This is a genomic window from Chthonomonas sp. (assembly GCA_016788425.1).
GTDB lineage: Bacteria > Armatimonadota > Fimbriimonadia > Fimbriimonadales > Fimbriimonadaceae > JAEURQ01.
On sequence record JAEURQ010000002.1, the window covers coordinates 61,615 to 74,574 of the forward strand.

Sequence of the window (12,960 nt, forward strand, 5' to 3'; positions counted from 1 at the left end):
AAATGCCCGGTTAAGCGGGCGACTTTGTTGTATACAGCATGTAGCTCGCGACCACGAACAGAAATCCGGCGAAGCAGCGTTTCATGACGATGGGGCTGAGGCCGAGCGCCAGCTTGGAGCCGAGCAGCGCCCCGCCCAAAAATCCAGCGGCGATGAGCGCGCCGATTTTGTAGTCCACGTTCTGCGCCTTGGCATAGTTCATCAGGCCGAGAATGCCCACGGGCATGAGCAGTGCCACGAGCGAGGTGCCTTGCGCCTTATGCTGGGTGAAGCCGAGCGCGAAGGTGAGGCACGGCACGATGATGATGCCGCCACCGATGCCGAAGAGGCCGCCGCCGACGCCGGCGAAGAGGCCAATGATGAGCCCAAGTATAATTTCCACGGTCAAAGTATGTCGTCTCAAGAGGAGTCTTGCTATCTAGAGTTGTGGAAGTACGCCTTCGTCGGGCTGCAAACCATGATCAAGGAAATCGGCGCCGACATGGATCAGGCGGGCAGTCTCTCGCTGGAAGCCTATGACCTTCTCTTGCAACTCGAGATGTCGCCCGGCATGGCTCTGCGCATGAGCGACTTGGCCGAACGCGCGTTGCTCAGCCCGAGCGGAATCACCCGCGCCATTGACCGCCTGGAGAAGCTGGGTTACGTGCAGCGAGAAGCCGATGCGACCGATGGCCGCGCGACTCTCGCCGTGCTCACTCCGGCGGGCAAAGCCGCCCGCAAGGAGTCCTGGTGTAGCTATCGCCAGGCGATTCTTTCGCGATTCAAAGAGCGATTCACCCCGGAAGAAGCGAAGGCGGCCACCGAGATCCTGCGCAAACTTCGCCCCGGCTGGCTGGATTAACCCCGAAATGGAGCGGTAGAATAGCGAAGGTCCATGGCTGAATACAAGCTGCTTTTTGAACACGCTCACGACGCGAGCTACCGAACCCTTGACGGCTACAAAAGTAAGGGTGGATATAAGGCCTTGGAAAAGGCGCTGAAGATGGAGCGTCAGGCGATCATTGACGAAGTGAAGGCGAGCGGTCTTCGCGGTCGCGGCGGCGCCGGATTCCCTACTTGGATCAAGTGGAACGGCATTCCGAAAGAGAAGACTTTCAAAAAGCACTACGTGCTGTGCAACGCCGACGAAGGCGAGCCCGGCACGTTTAAAGACAAGCAATTGATGGAGGAAACTCCGTTCCTGCTCATCGAAGGGATGACCATCGCCGGACTCGCCACGCAGGGTGACGCCGGATACATCTACATTCGCGGCGAGTTTATTGACGCCGCTAAGAACCTTCGGGCGGCGATTGACGAAGCGTACGCCGCCGGTTATCTGGGCAAGAACATCCAGGGTTCGGGCCGCGATTTTGACCTTTACATCCACCTTGGCGCGGGCTCCTACGAGTGCGGCGAGGAAAGCGCGCTGATGTCGAGCCTCATGGGCGAGCGCGGCATGCCGCGGCTGAAGTTCCCCCACGCGCCGCTTCCGACGATCGCCGGGCTGTGGGATTCGCCTACGCTCATCAACAACGTCGAGACCTACGCGTGCGCGCCGTTTATCGTCAACAAGGGCGGCGAGTGGTATGCCACGCTCGGCGCTTCGACCAAGAACTCGCGCGGCACCAAGCTGTTCTCGGTGAGCGGTCACGTGAACAAGCCGGGCAACTACGAAATCGAATTCGGCACGTCGCTCGCCGAACTGCTCGAAATGTCGGGCGGCATGAAGGGCGGCGCGCTCAAGGCGTGCGTTCCGGGCGGAAGCTCGGTGCCGATCATCAACGCCGAAGCCGTGAACAAGGCGATTATCGGCTACGAAGAAATGTCCGACGTGCAGAGCATGGTCGGGTCGGGTGGCTGCATGTTCCTCAACGAGCACACGTGCATCGTCAGCTTTATCTGGCGCACCGCGCATTTTTACGCCATGGAAAGCTGTGGCAAGTGCACGCCGTGCCGCGAGGGCACCAAGTGGATGCTGCAGATCATGGATCGCATCGTCAAGGGCAACGGCCAACCGGGCGACAAGGAACTGCTGCTAGATATCTGTAGCCAGATTGATGGCCGTTCGTTCTGCGGTTTGGGCGACGCCGCCGCGTGGCCCGTGGCCGCCGCCATTCGCGTTTTCCCCGAGGAATTTGACTACTTTATTGCAAACGGCAAGAGCATGGTGAAGTCGGCCAAAGACCTGTTGCCGGTGTAACTTATGCTCAGCGCCATTGCCGTTCTTACTCTAGCGCCGGTGCAAACCGGCCTCGACGTGTGGCGTTCGCAACAGTTCGCCGAGCTCAAAGGCAAGCGCGTCGGCCTCATCACTAACCCCACGGGAGTAGACGTCAACCTCGATGCGAATGTGGACTTGATGCTGAAAGCCGGCATCAAAGTGGTGGCGCTGTTCGGGCCGGAGCACGGAGTGCGCGGCGGCACGCCCGCCGGCGTGAAGGTCGAGGATACGGTCGACCCTTATACGGGGATCCCCGAGTTTTCGCTGTACGGTAAGCTTAGCCGCCACAACGAGGAGATGTTCAAGAGCGTGGATGTCTTGGTGTTCGACATTCAGGATATCGGTTCGCGGAGCTACACCTACATTGCGACGCTCGGCGTGTGCATGGAGTCCGCGGCGAAGTTCAAAAAGCCGATCTACGTGATTGATCGCCCGAACCCCATCGGCGGCGAACGCATCGAAGGGAACTTGGTGGAACCTGCGTTTCAGACTTTTGTTTCGCCCTACGCGATCCCGTATTGCCACGGCCTGACCATCGGCGAACTCGCGCAGATGATCAAGGGCGAGAATTGGAATCGGGCGGGCAAAGCCGATGTGCGCGTCGTGAAGATGCGCGGCTGGCGGCGCGACATGCTCTGGAGCGAAACTGGCCTGCCGTGGGTGCCGACGTCACCCCACATTCCGCATGCCGAAACCTCGGCCTTTTATGCCGCGACCGGCATTGTCGGCGAACTCAAATCGGTGTCGATCGGCGTTGGCTACACATCGCCGTTCGAACTGGTCGGCGCGCCCGGATTGTTAGCGAAGGCGCTGGCGGATGAACTTACGAAGCGCAAGTTGCCGGGCGTTACTTTCCGGCAAACTTGGTGGACGCCCTACTACGCGGCGTTCAAAGGCGAGAGTTGCAGCGGCGTGCAGGTACATCTCACCGATCCGCGCCGAGCGCCGCTCACGCGCATTAACTTTGAGGTGATGGGCGCGATCCGCAAGCTCAAACCGGGCTATGATTTCTTTGTCGGCGGGCGCGGCGACATGTTCGACAAGGTGAGTGGCACGGCCTCGCTCAGGAAAGGATTCGAAGCAGGCGAGAGCATTGACAAGCTCTACAACGACTGGAATTCGGCCGCCAAGGACTTTCGCGTCAAGCGCGAGAAATACCTGCTGTACAAGTAGTGGGAGAATGGTCGGGATGGCGGGATTCGAACCCACGACCTCTGCGTCCCGAACGCAGCGCTCTACCAAGCTGAGCTACATCCCGAAGGAGCCATCATGGTACCTCAGAGAAGGCGGCGCTGTTTGGGGATGCGGAGCGAGTGCACGACCTCAAACCAGTTGCGTTGGTAGCTGGCCAGACGAGTGAGTTGGGAAAGTGCGGCCTGATACTGCGGCAGTTGCAGTGCCTTCTCCACGAGCGAGACATCGCTCCACTGCGCGTACGAAAACGTTTGGCTGCGGGTGGTCGCGCTAAGCATAGCCGCGCCCATAAATCCGCGAACATTTCGCACTGTCACATCGTGGAGCTGCAGGTAGAGCCGCATCACCTCATCCGCATCATCCGGCGAATGGTTGGCCACCGTAAAGCTGGTTTGGCAACACTTGTCGCCGATCACAAGGCCGCTCGCGGCGAGGAGCGGGGCCTTGGCTCGTGATGGTGGCAGGACTATTTTCTCGGTGCGGCAACTCGTGTAGGTCACCTCGCAAAGCGTGCGTAACTCTTGAAAATAGGGATGAAGTTTTGTGTCGCGCGTGACTTGGATGACGGCTTCTTCTGATTCCCACTGCGAAATGGTGCAGATGCCATTTCCTTCAATTTTTCGGTGAATGGCCACTCCCACCAAACCGATCAGATTGGGGCCCACTTCCGCATAGTAGTTTTGCAAAAGCTCTTCAATGCGGGCGATGTTTGTCGGCGCACAGTTGTAGTCGCCAACAAACGTTAGCCACTCTTCCCCGGGCGACAAGATCATGCTAGGCATTAAGACCTACCAATAGTGTTGTACGAGATGAAGCCCGAAAAAGGTAGACTGATTGATGATAACGCGGAAAAGTCCGCAATCTTTGCTCACATGCAACCCCTTGATGAGCGATTTTTTCCCTCATGCAAGTCTCTCCCCCAACAACTTTTCGTAACCTCGCGCTTCCGGCTTCGCTTTGCGACCGCCTCGCCGAACAAGGCATCACTATTCCCACCCCCATCCAAGCCGGCGCAATTCCGCTTGGCATGATGGGTCGCGACGTCATTGGCGTGGCGCAGACCGGTACCGGCAAAACGCTCGCCTTCGGCATCCCGATGGCCATGCGACTTGACCAACAACGCCAAGGTTTGGTCATTGCGCCGACCCGCGAATTGGCCCAACAAATTGAAGAAACCCTGCAAAAGCTGCGCTTGCAAAGCGTGCTTTTGGTCGGTGGCGCGTCCATGCGCAACCAACTTAACGAGCTCAAGAAGCGACCGACGGTAATCGTCGCGACTCCGGGCCGATTGATTGACCACATGGAGCAAGGCACGGTACGGCTCGACCGCGTTTCGTGCGTGGTGCTCGACGAAGCGGACCGCATGCTCGACATGGGCTTCGCACCAGCGATTCAGCGCATCATGCGCAGCCTGCCGACCGATCGCCAAACCATGCTGTTTAGCGCGACAATGCCCGACGAAATCAAGTCGCTGGCCGAAAGCTTCTTGCGCAATCCCGAGCGCGTGGAAGTCGCTCGCGAAGGCGAACCCAGCGAGCTCGTCGAGCAAGAGTTGGTGTTCCTTGAGGTCGGTGAAAAGACCGAGTACCTCGACATGTTGCTCTACAAGAATCAGGGCACGGTTTTGATTTTCTCGCGGACTCGTCACGGCGCGCGCAAACTCGCTCGATGGATCAGCAAGGGCGGCCACAAAGTCGCCGAGATTCACTCCGACCGCTCGCTGGCCCAACGCCGCGAAGCGCTCGAAGGCTTTAAGAAGGGTCGCTACCGCATCTTGGTCGCCACGGATATCGCCGCCCGCGGCATTGACGTCAAGGAAATTTCGCTCGTCATCAACTACGATCTGCCCGACCAGCCCGAAGACTACGTGCACCGCATTGGCCGCACCGGTCGAGCTGGTCACCGAGGACGCGCGATCTCGCTGGCGCTGGGCGACCAAGGCAAGTTGGTGCGACAGATTGAAAAGGTGATGGGCAAGGAAATGCCGATCAGCCAAGAAAGCACGATTCGCCCGGTGTTGCCGCCGATTCCGAAGCCCAGCCGCGTGCATCGCAAGGTCGCCAAGGCGGCTCCGGCTCCCCCGCCCATGGCCGCGCCGAAGCCAAAGGTTCGCTTTGAATCGAAGGAACGCGCTCACCCGCATCCTTCGCACAATCCCAAGCCGAAGGTGGAGCACGCCCAAGCGCCAAAGGTGGCTCACAACGCCAAGCCAAAGCCCAAGCACTACGCCAAGCCGCAAGGTACGGGTGGGGTTGGCGGGTTCGGTGGTGGTGCCGGCGCAAAGAGTCGCTTCAATCGCCGCGGCAAGGGTCGCCCGGCCCGGTAGTTTTCCGCAAAGGGGGCGAGCATAATGTTAACAATTCGTTATGAAATTCCGCCCCGCTTTCGCCCTGATTGCGCTCTCCGCGCTCGCCCCGGCCTTCGCTGACGACAAAGGAAAGTTGTCGGGCGTGATGTTCGGCGACATGTACTTCTTCGGGAAGCATAACGACGCCGCGATTCAGGGCAAGCAGGGCTTTTGGTTGCGCCGGATAACCCTGCAATACGATCGCGAAATCGACGCGAAGTTGAGCGCGCGAGTCCAAATCGAATCAAAGGATCCCGGTGATTTCACGAATAACACCGCGATGCAAGTGACGATGCGCGACGCCTGGGTGCAGTTCAAGGATGGTCGCGACACATGGCGACTCGGTTTGATCCCCACGGCAACTTGGGGTGTTACGGAGCAGAAACTGGGGTATCGCCCGATCGAAAAGGCGCCCATGGAACTGTATCGAATGGGCTCCTCCCGCGATATCGGCATTTCCTACAATACGAACCTCGACAAGAGCGGCAAGACGGCCCTGATGCTGGCGGTGGGGAATGGCAATGGCCAACGAAGTTCGGACGGCGAATCAGCCGCCGCCTACGCGCGCATTACTCACGACCTCAACAACGTGATGACCGTGAATCTGTATGCCGATGCCCAGAAGCGTCCCAACCAGGAGTATTGGCGGTCGGCAAAAGCCGAGTTCTTTGTCGTCGGCCGAGACTACAAAGGTGGGTTGGTCTTCGCGAATCAGGCGCGTTCGCGTCCCAACGCAAGCGACTTGAACCTGAATCTTTTGTCCCTTTACGTTGAAGGCAAAGCAAGCGAAAAGGCGCGGCCTTTCCTTCGCTGGGATCAGGTATCGGACGCTCTTCCCGACGCGGACAAGATCGAATTCTATCGAATGAGCCCGCAGGGCAAGCCGACCCTTTTTATGGTCGGAGTGCGGATGAAGATTCACCCGAACTTTGAGATCGTGCCGAACATCGCCAACATTTCGTACCGCCGGGGCAGCGGTGGCATTAAGCCCAAGTCAGATACGATTTTCCGTGTAACGTTTAGCGCGAACTTCTAAGGACATTCGAACCCGCGCGGTGGGGTAAAAGGGAGGAGTGAGCACTGACAACTCCTCCCTTTCTCGTCGGAAGGTCCTGACCGCCACTGGCTCGCTGGTCGCGGCCACTGCCTTACCCTCCGCTTCGTTCGCTGGTTATCACACCGAAAGCGCCGACCTCATCCAAGTCGCCCTTGTCGGGAGCGGCGGTCGCGGTAGCGGCGCGGCGGTCAACGCCATGCGCACCAAGACCGGTCCGATGAAGCTGGTCGCGATGGCCGATGCATTCCAAGATCGCTTGAATGACAGCCACAAGTACGTCTCGAGCGAGATTAAGGACCAAATGAGCGTGCCGAAAGAACGGCAGTTCGTCGGCCTGGACGCTTACAAAAAGGCGATGGATTGTCTTCGCCCCGGCGACATCGTCATTCTCGCCACGCCGCCTGCGTTCCGCTGGGTGCACTTCCAGTACGCCATCGAGAAGAAGCTCAACGTGTTTATGGAAAAGCCGGTGACGGTGGATGGCCCGACCAGCGTGAAGATGCTGGAACTCGCGGCCAAGGCCGAGAAAATGGGCCTAAAAGTGGGCGTCGGCCTCATGTCGCGTCACGCCCGCAACCTCCAAGAACTGCACAAGCGCGTGGGCGACGGCGAAATCGGCGACGTGATGCTGATGCGCGGTTACCGCATGCACGGCCCCGCCGGCACCTCGCAATCCACGGCCAAGCCGGCCGGAATGTCGGAAGTGGAATACCAAATCCGGCGATTCCACAGCTTCCTCTGGGCCAGCGGCGGCTGCTACAGCGACTTCTACATTCACCTGATTGACCACATGAGTTGGATGAAGAATGCCCTGCCGGTCTCAGCGCGAGCCTCCGGCGGACGCCACTACAAGGCCGACGACAAGGGCGCTCAGTTTGTTGACCAAAACTTTGACTCGTACTCGGTTGAGTACACCTGGGCGGATGGCGCGAAGTTCTACTTCGACGGTCGCTGTGTCGAAGGTGCGCAAGGCGTGTATTCCAGCTATCTGCACGGCACCAAGGGGTGCGCCATCGCCAGCCGCGCCAACGATTGCGGCGGACCTTCGGCCACCTTTAAGGGCGGCAGCATGAGCGAGGGCAACCTCATCTGGCAATCCAGCGATCGCTCGAACCCCTATCAAAACGAGTGGGATGCGCTGGTGGCCGCGATCCGCAATAATACGCCGCACAACGAGGTGCGCCGTGGCGTGGAAACGAGCGTCATGACGAGCATGGGCCGCATGGCCGCTCACACGGGGCAGGAGATCACCTACGAAGCGATGCTCAACTGCGAGCACGAGTTTGCCCCGGGTCTCGACAAGCTCACCATGAGCTCGGCCCCGCTGACCGGCGATGCGAGCGGCAAGTACGATCAGCCGATGCCTGGTCACAAGCCCGATCGCGAATACTGAGCTACTTCAGGCTCTTGATGAATACCTTCGCCTTCGTATGGAGGCGGAGGTATTCGCCTCTTTCGGCCGGCGACATCACGGTCAGGGCGGTGCTCATCGGATCGCTGTCGAGCCCATATTGAACGATGACCGTGCTCTGAATCCGGTTCGTGAGCGCCTGACCCGTGCGTGGGTCCACCACGTGGGAATACTGCACGCCGTCAATGATCGTGAATTGTTCGGTATCTCCGCTGGTCGAAACCGCGCAGTGCTTAAACTCCAGTTCCTTCGCGCCGTCGGCGGTGGCGTTCGGCACAAGAATCGTCCACCCAGCCTTGCCCGGCGGAGGTCCAGTGACGACGATATCACCCCCAAACTCAACCAGGGCCCGACTGATTCCGTGCTGCTTGAGCACGCGTTGGGCGGCGTCACCCGCGTAACCCTTGGCGATTCCGCCGAGGTCTAGCTGCATCCCGGCATGAGAGAGAGTGACCGTGCGGCTCGTCGGGTCAAGCCGCATCTTGTCCCGACCTACGAGGCGCATCGCGGCTTGGAGCGCGGTGGGATCAGGCAACTTTTTGCTCTTGCGGGCGGCTCGCCACAGCCTTATCACGGGTCCAGCCGTGACGTCGAACGCACCCTTGGTTTCGCGCGAGACTTGGCTCGCTTTCGTCAAGACTCGCCACAGGTCGGCAGACACGCGCACCGGTTGGTTGGCGGGCGCGGCGCACAACTTGTTGAGTTCGCTGTCAGGTTTGTAGTCGCTCATGATCGCATCGAGCTGGCCGATACGTCTAAATGCTGCGGAACATGCTTCTTGCGCTTGTTGCTCGGTCTCGGCGTAGACCACAATGCGCGCTTCCATGCCCATGTGAACCTCGGAATAGGTGTACCGAGTAAGATGGGTTTGGGGGAGCCACGCTCCGTTTGCCATCACCATCATGCATCCCAAAAGTGCTCTCATTTTGCTGTTTCTCGGTTCGGCGGCCACCTCGTTTGCGCAGGTGTCCAACCTCAAGTCCTATACCGAGACGATACCTAAGTCGGTGGTGAAGCTCGACATGGTGGCGGTCCCTGCCGGTAAGGACATCAAAGCGTTTTACATCGCCAAGACTGAAACGGTGTGGGAGTTGTTTGACCTGTTTTTAAAGAGCGGTCCTCCCAGCAAGGCTTACGACCAAACCGCGTTTGCCGCCGACGCCATCGCTCGCCCGAGTCGGAGCTATATCCTGCCCGACCTTGGTTGGGGCCATAACGGCTACCCGGTGATCAATTCCAGCATCACCAACACGACCATGTTTGTGCGGTGGCTGGCTTCCCTGACCGGCAAAAAGTATCGCCTGCCGACCGAAGCCGAGTGGGAATGGGCGTGCCGGGGAGCGAGTTCCGCGCCGTGGAAGCTCGACGAAGCGGCTTACGCCAAGCAGGCTTGGTACGCGAAGAACTCGGCGGATACCACGCACCCGGTGGCCAAGCGAGCCGCGAATGCCTTGGGCCTCTACGACATGCTCGGCAACGCTGGCGAGTGGGCGATGGATGCCAAAGGCGAGCCCGTGTTGTGCGGCCCGACCTACCTGGATAGCTTCAAGGATTCGAGCCCGACGCGCCGTCAGCGCTGGAACAAGAGTTGGCAGGAAACCGATCCGCAGATTCCGAAGAGTCGCTGGTGGCTCAGCGACGGCTCGTTTGTCGGGTTCCGCGTGGTTTGTGAGCCGTGATCCTGCTCGCCGCCCTCAGCATGTTTTGGTTGGAGATTGAGCCGACCGGGCACGGCGTGGGCGACGACAAGCGGGTTGTGCTGATTGCCGCCGACCCCGAATATCGGTCCGAACAAGCGATGCCGCAGTTGGCGCGCATCTTCGCGCGGCACGGGTTTCAGTGCACGGTGCTCTTTGCGCAAGACCCGGCGGGCACCGTCAATCCGACGCACACGGGTTTGGTCCCCGGCTTAAGCAAGCTGGAGAACGCCGACCTTTGCGTGCTGATGGCGCGATTTCAGCATTGGGCCGACCGCGACATGCGCCATTTTGCGAAGTACGTGGCGGCAGGGAAGCCACTCATCGCGCTTCGAACCAGCACCCACGCGTTCGCCTATCCGGCGGACTCGCAATCCGAGTTCAAGTCATGGAGTTGGGATCAGCCGGACGGTGGGTTCGGTCGCCGGGTTTTGGGCGAAACCTGGGTCGCCCACTGGGGACGGCACGGCGCCGAAGGCACCCGCGCTACGCCGGTCGGTGACCATCCCGTGCTGCGCGGAGTTGGGCCGATTGAGGTGAGCACCGATGCCTACGAGGCGCATCCGCCCGCGTCGGCGCAGGTGCTGTTGCGCGGCGCAAACATGGCGGGATTAGCGGCGGGCAGCCCGCTCGTCAACGATCCGAAGCGCGGCCCGATGCCCGTGGCGTGGATTCCGGCGGTGCGGGCCCGTGTGCTCACGACGACGATGGGCAGCTCGCGGGATTTACTCGATGCAAACTTTCGCCGGCTGCTGTTGAACGCGGCGGCCTGGGCGGTCGGTCGCACCGCAAATGGCAAGGAAGACGTCGGCCTGGTGGGCGACTACCGGCCCTCGGAATGGTGTTTTGGCAAGCACCGCGTGGGCGTTCCGGTGGCCGATCACTAGGGGTAGGATTTCGGCATGACATGCCAAGAAGTTCTCGACCGGATGGAGGCGACCGGAACCGAGCGAATGCGCCAGTTCAACGTGAAGAACGGCTACCAGGGAGCGCAATTCGGGCTGAAAATGGGCGATCTTCGCGTGGTCGCCAAAGAGGTGAAAACCGACCACGCGCTGGCGAAGGAACTCTGGGCGAGCGGCAACCTGGACGCCCGGCTGCTCGCGACCTTGGTTTGCAAGCCCAAGCAGTTCACCATGGACGAACTCAGAGCCATGGTCACCGAAGCCACGCTGCCGCAACTCGCGGACTGGCTGAATTCGTACGTCATCAAGCAGCACGCGGACAAGGAGACGATGCGCCTGGAGTGGGAAACCGAGAGCGACCCGATGCTCCAGCGAACCTCATGGAGTCTCACGACCGAACGCATCAACAAGGCGGCGGAGGGGCTCGACCTTGATGCAATCCTCGCCACGCTCGCCGAAAAAATGCCATCCGCTCCCGAGGCCGCGCGGTGGCTGATGAACTTTGCCCTCATCGCGGTTGGCACGCAATCGGCGGAGCACCGCGAGGCGGCCATTGCTCTCGGCGACCGACTTGGCTTCTATCGCGACTATCCCACGTCGCCCGGTTGCACTTCGCCTTTCGCGCCGATTGCCATCCGCGAATTAGCGCGCCGAGCGGGATAAACTGCGGCCATGCTTGCAATCGCAATCTCGGCTTTTGTGCTCGTCCAAACGCCCAACTACGGGCTCACGCCCGCTCAGGCCTCGGGCATGTCGGTGGACGGCTACTTGGCGCACGCCGAAAAGGTACGCAAAGTAGCGATGCCGGAGTACGAAGTGCGGGCCGCGCTGTACACCTTTTCGTTGGCGATCGATGGTCGCAACGCGGCGACAATGGCACGCCTCAGCAGTACCAGCCGCGGCCAACTCTCGGGCTTGCAAAAATCGCTAGACCAGTTCTTAATCAATCTCAACGGCTACGAAACCATGGCTGCCGGAGGCGGGACGATGTATCTGACGTTTCACGCTTTTCGCTACGCCGAGGCGCGTGTGCTGATGCGCGACCTGCTCGAAGGCAAGCTCAAAGACCCAGGTAGCCGGGTTGTGAGCGACGGAACGAACGCGATTCTCAAAGTGGTCGGCCCGGCCCTCGCGGGGAAATCCGATCAAGAGATGGGGCAGGACCCGAAAGCGGTGAAGGCTTCCGCCGAAGCCCTTGTTTCGAGTTACAAGGCGGTCTGTGAGAGCCTAAAATCTCGTCCCCGCGCTCAGTCGAATGCGGTGATTCAGTTCTGCATGGACAAGGTCAAAGCGGAAATCGGCGAGAAATAAAAAAGCCCCCATCACTGGGGGCGATACCACTCCACGGAGAAAGTAGGTAAGAGCTCTTACTTGCGGCGTCGCAGGAGAGCGACGGCGCCCAGACCAAGAGCCATGATCGAACCGGGTTCCGGCACGGGGTTGGCGTTGACGGTCACCATGTCGAAGCGAACCGTACCGGCCGTTCCGTAGGTACCGGTCGTGCTGGCCGCGGCGTAAGCCGTGGTGCTTGGAGCGAACACAGCCACAACTCGGAATGCGAAGTTGGCGTTGTTGTTGACAGCCGCGATGGTGCTGAGGTCAACCGAGCGGTTGTTGAACCACGTGTCGCCAGCCGTTGCTTCGAAGAGGCCGCTGTTGAGCAGGCCAGCCGACGAGAACGAAGTGCCATCGGTGGTGTATTGGAACTGGAGCCAGCGGCTGCTGGTGTTGCTATGGCGGTTGTCCCAGTTGACCACGATGTCCTTCTGGCCCAGGGTCGAGACGGCGAAGTTAGCGCCGCGCGTGCCCGATCCCGCGCCTTGAGCGGCCCAGGTCGTGAGGTTCCATGCGGTGTCGTCGGTGCTCAGTTCGGGGTCGGTCGAACCACCGTTCGAGTTGCCCGAAGCGAAGGTTGCCGTCACGCCGCCGAGCAGCGAAGCGGTGCCGAGGCCGATGCTCGGGGTCGTCGTACCGGTTGTGCCGCTACCATCGAGCGTGTTGAAGTTCCATTGCGTGTAAACCACGGCTTGTGCGGAGGCGACGGCCACGAGACCGGCCACCACGAGAATGTTCTTAATTGTCATCACCTTTTCCTTTGTTGCGCGGAAGTTCCGCACGGAAATAGTGTGCAAGGGCTAAGTTAAGTCGC

Annotated in this window: 14 protein-coding genes and 1 tRNA gene; 10 read left to right on the forward strand and 5 right to left on the reverse strand. The window is 60.2% G+C overall.

The genetic code is table 11. From position 1 onward, the window contains the following. Positions 1-10: 10 nt before the first annotated feature. Positions 11-382 (reverse strand): sulfite exporter TauE/SafE family protein, encoded by a 372-nt coding sequence (locus JNJ45_02155; protein MBL8047463.1) that lies wholly within the window; start codon positions 380-382, stop codon positions 11-13. 9 nt (positions 383-391) lie between these two features. Here JNJ45_02155 and JNJ45_02160 point away from each other — a divergent pair, with 9 nt between their 5' ends. From JNJ45_02160 to JNJ45_02170, 3 genes are read left to right on the forward strand one after another with little or no spacing between them, the layout of a single operon-like run. After that, positions 392-841, forward strand: coding sequence for a MarR family transcriptional regulator (locus tag JNJ45_02160; protein MBL8047464.1), 450 nt, complete (start codon positions 392-394; stop codon positions 839-841). Between the two features lie 33 nt (positions 842-874). Beyond that, positions 875-2,179: an NADH-quinone oxidoreductase subunit NuoF gene (gene nuoF, locus JNJ45_02165; protein MBL8047465.1), complete on the forward strand. Its 1,305-nt coding sequence runs from the start codon at positions 875-877 to the stop codon at positions 2,177-2,179. 3 nt (positions 2,180-2,182) lie between these two features. Then, positions 2,183-3,373: a DUF1343 domain-containing protein gene (locus tag JNJ45_02170; GenBank protein ID MBL8047466.1), complete on the forward strand. Its 1,191-nt coding sequence runs from the start codon at positions 2,183-2,185 to the stop codon at positions 3,371-3,373. An 8-nt stretch (positions 3,374-3,381) separates the two neighbouring features. Here the strand turns inward: JNJ45_02170 and JNJ45_02175 are convergent. Together JNJ45_02175 and JNJ45_02180 are read right to left on the reverse strand one after the other, a co-directional pair. Further along, a tRNA-Pro gene (locus tag JNJ45_02175) sits at positions 3,382-3,458 on the reverse strand. Positions 3,459-3,477: 19 nt separating this feature from the next. Continuing rightward, positions 3,478-4,167 carry an antibiotic biosynthesis monooxygenase gene (locus tag JNJ45_02180; GenBank protein ID MBL8047467.1) on the reverse strand — a complete coding sequence of 230 codons (690 nt, stop codon included), beginning with the start codon at positions 4,165-4,167 and terminating at the stop codon, positions 3,478-3,480. A gap of 131 nt (positions 4,168-4,298) precedes the next feature. On the opposite strand from JNJ45_02180, the gene JNJ45_02185 reads away from it, so the two are divergent. From JNJ45_02185 to JNJ45_02195, 3 genes are read left to right on the forward strand one after another with little or no spacing between them, the layout of a single operon-like run. Further along, the gene (locus tag JNJ45_02185; protein ID MBL8047468.1) at positions 4,299-5,720 is read left to right on the forward strand and encodes a DEAD/DEAH box helicase; all 1,422 of its coding nucleotides are present in this window, start codon (positions 4,299-4,301) and stop codon (positions 5,718-5,720) included. 40 nt (positions 5,721-5,760) lie between these two features. Continuing rightward, on the forward strand, positions 5,761-6,777 hold the full coding sequence (locus JNJ45_02190) for a hypothetical protein (protein MBL8047469.1): 1,017 nt from the start codon (positions 5,761-5,763) through the stop codon (positions 6,775-6,777). Between the two features lie 37 nt (positions 6,778-6,814). Beyond that, a complete protein-coding gene (locus JNJ45_02195; GenBank protein MBL8047470.1) occupies positions 6,815-8,191 on the forward strand; it encodes a Gfo/Idh/MocA family oxidoreductase in 1,377 nt (458 codons plus the stop codon). A gap of 1 nt (position 8,192) precedes the next feature. On the opposite strand, the gene JNJ45_02200 is transcribed toward JNJ45_02195, so the two are convergent. Continuing rightward, complete coding sequence (locus JNJ45_02200; GenBank protein MBL8047471.1) at positions 8,193-9,134, reverse strand: FAD:protein FMN transferase; 942 nt, start codon at positions 9,132-9,134, stop codon at positions 8,193-8,195. Between JNJ45_02200 and JNJ45_02205 the strand changes: the two genes are divergently transcribed. Genes JNJ45_02205 through JNJ45_02220 form a run of 4 tightly spaced genes read left to right on the forward strand, consistent with a single transcriptional unit; the run spans position 9,112 to position 12,122 of the window. After that, complete coding sequence (locus tag JNJ45_02205) at positions 9,112-9,888, forward strand: SUMF1/EgtB/PvdO family nonheme iron enzyme (protein ID MBL8047472.1); 777 nt, start codon at positions 9,112-9,114, stop codon at positions 9,886-9,888. The genes JNJ45_02200 and JNJ45_02205 overlap by 23 nt on opposite strands. Beyond that, a complete protein-coding gene (locus JNJ45_02210) occupies positions 9,885-10,793 on the forward strand; it encodes a ThuA domain-containing protein (protein MBL8047473.1) in 909 nt (302 codons plus the stop codon). Before JNJ45_02205 ends, JNJ45_02210 begins: the two co-directional genes overlap by 4 nt. Before the next feature lie 15 nt (positions 10,794-10,808). After that, complete coding sequence (locus tag JNJ45_02215; protein MBL8047474.1) at positions 10,809-11,474, forward strand: DNA alkylation repair protein; 666 nt, start codon at positions 10,809-10,811, stop codon at positions 11,472-11,474. A gap of 9 nt (positions 11,475-11,483) precedes the next feature. Beyond that, a complete protein-coding gene (locus tag JNJ45_02220; GenBank protein ID MBL8047475.1) occupies positions 11,484-12,122 on the forward strand; it encodes a hypothetical protein in 639 nt (212 codons plus the stop codon). A gap of 56 nt (positions 12,123-12,178) precedes the next feature. On the opposite strand, the gene JNJ45_02225 is transcribed toward JNJ45_02220, so the two are convergent. After that, on the reverse strand, positions 12,179-12,928 hold the full coding sequence (locus JNJ45_02225) for a PEP-CTERM sorting domain-containing protein (GenBank protein ID MBL8047476.1): 750 nt from the start codon (positions 12,926-12,928) through the stop codon (positions 12,179-12,181). Positions 12,929-12,960 lie beyond the last annotated feature (32 nt).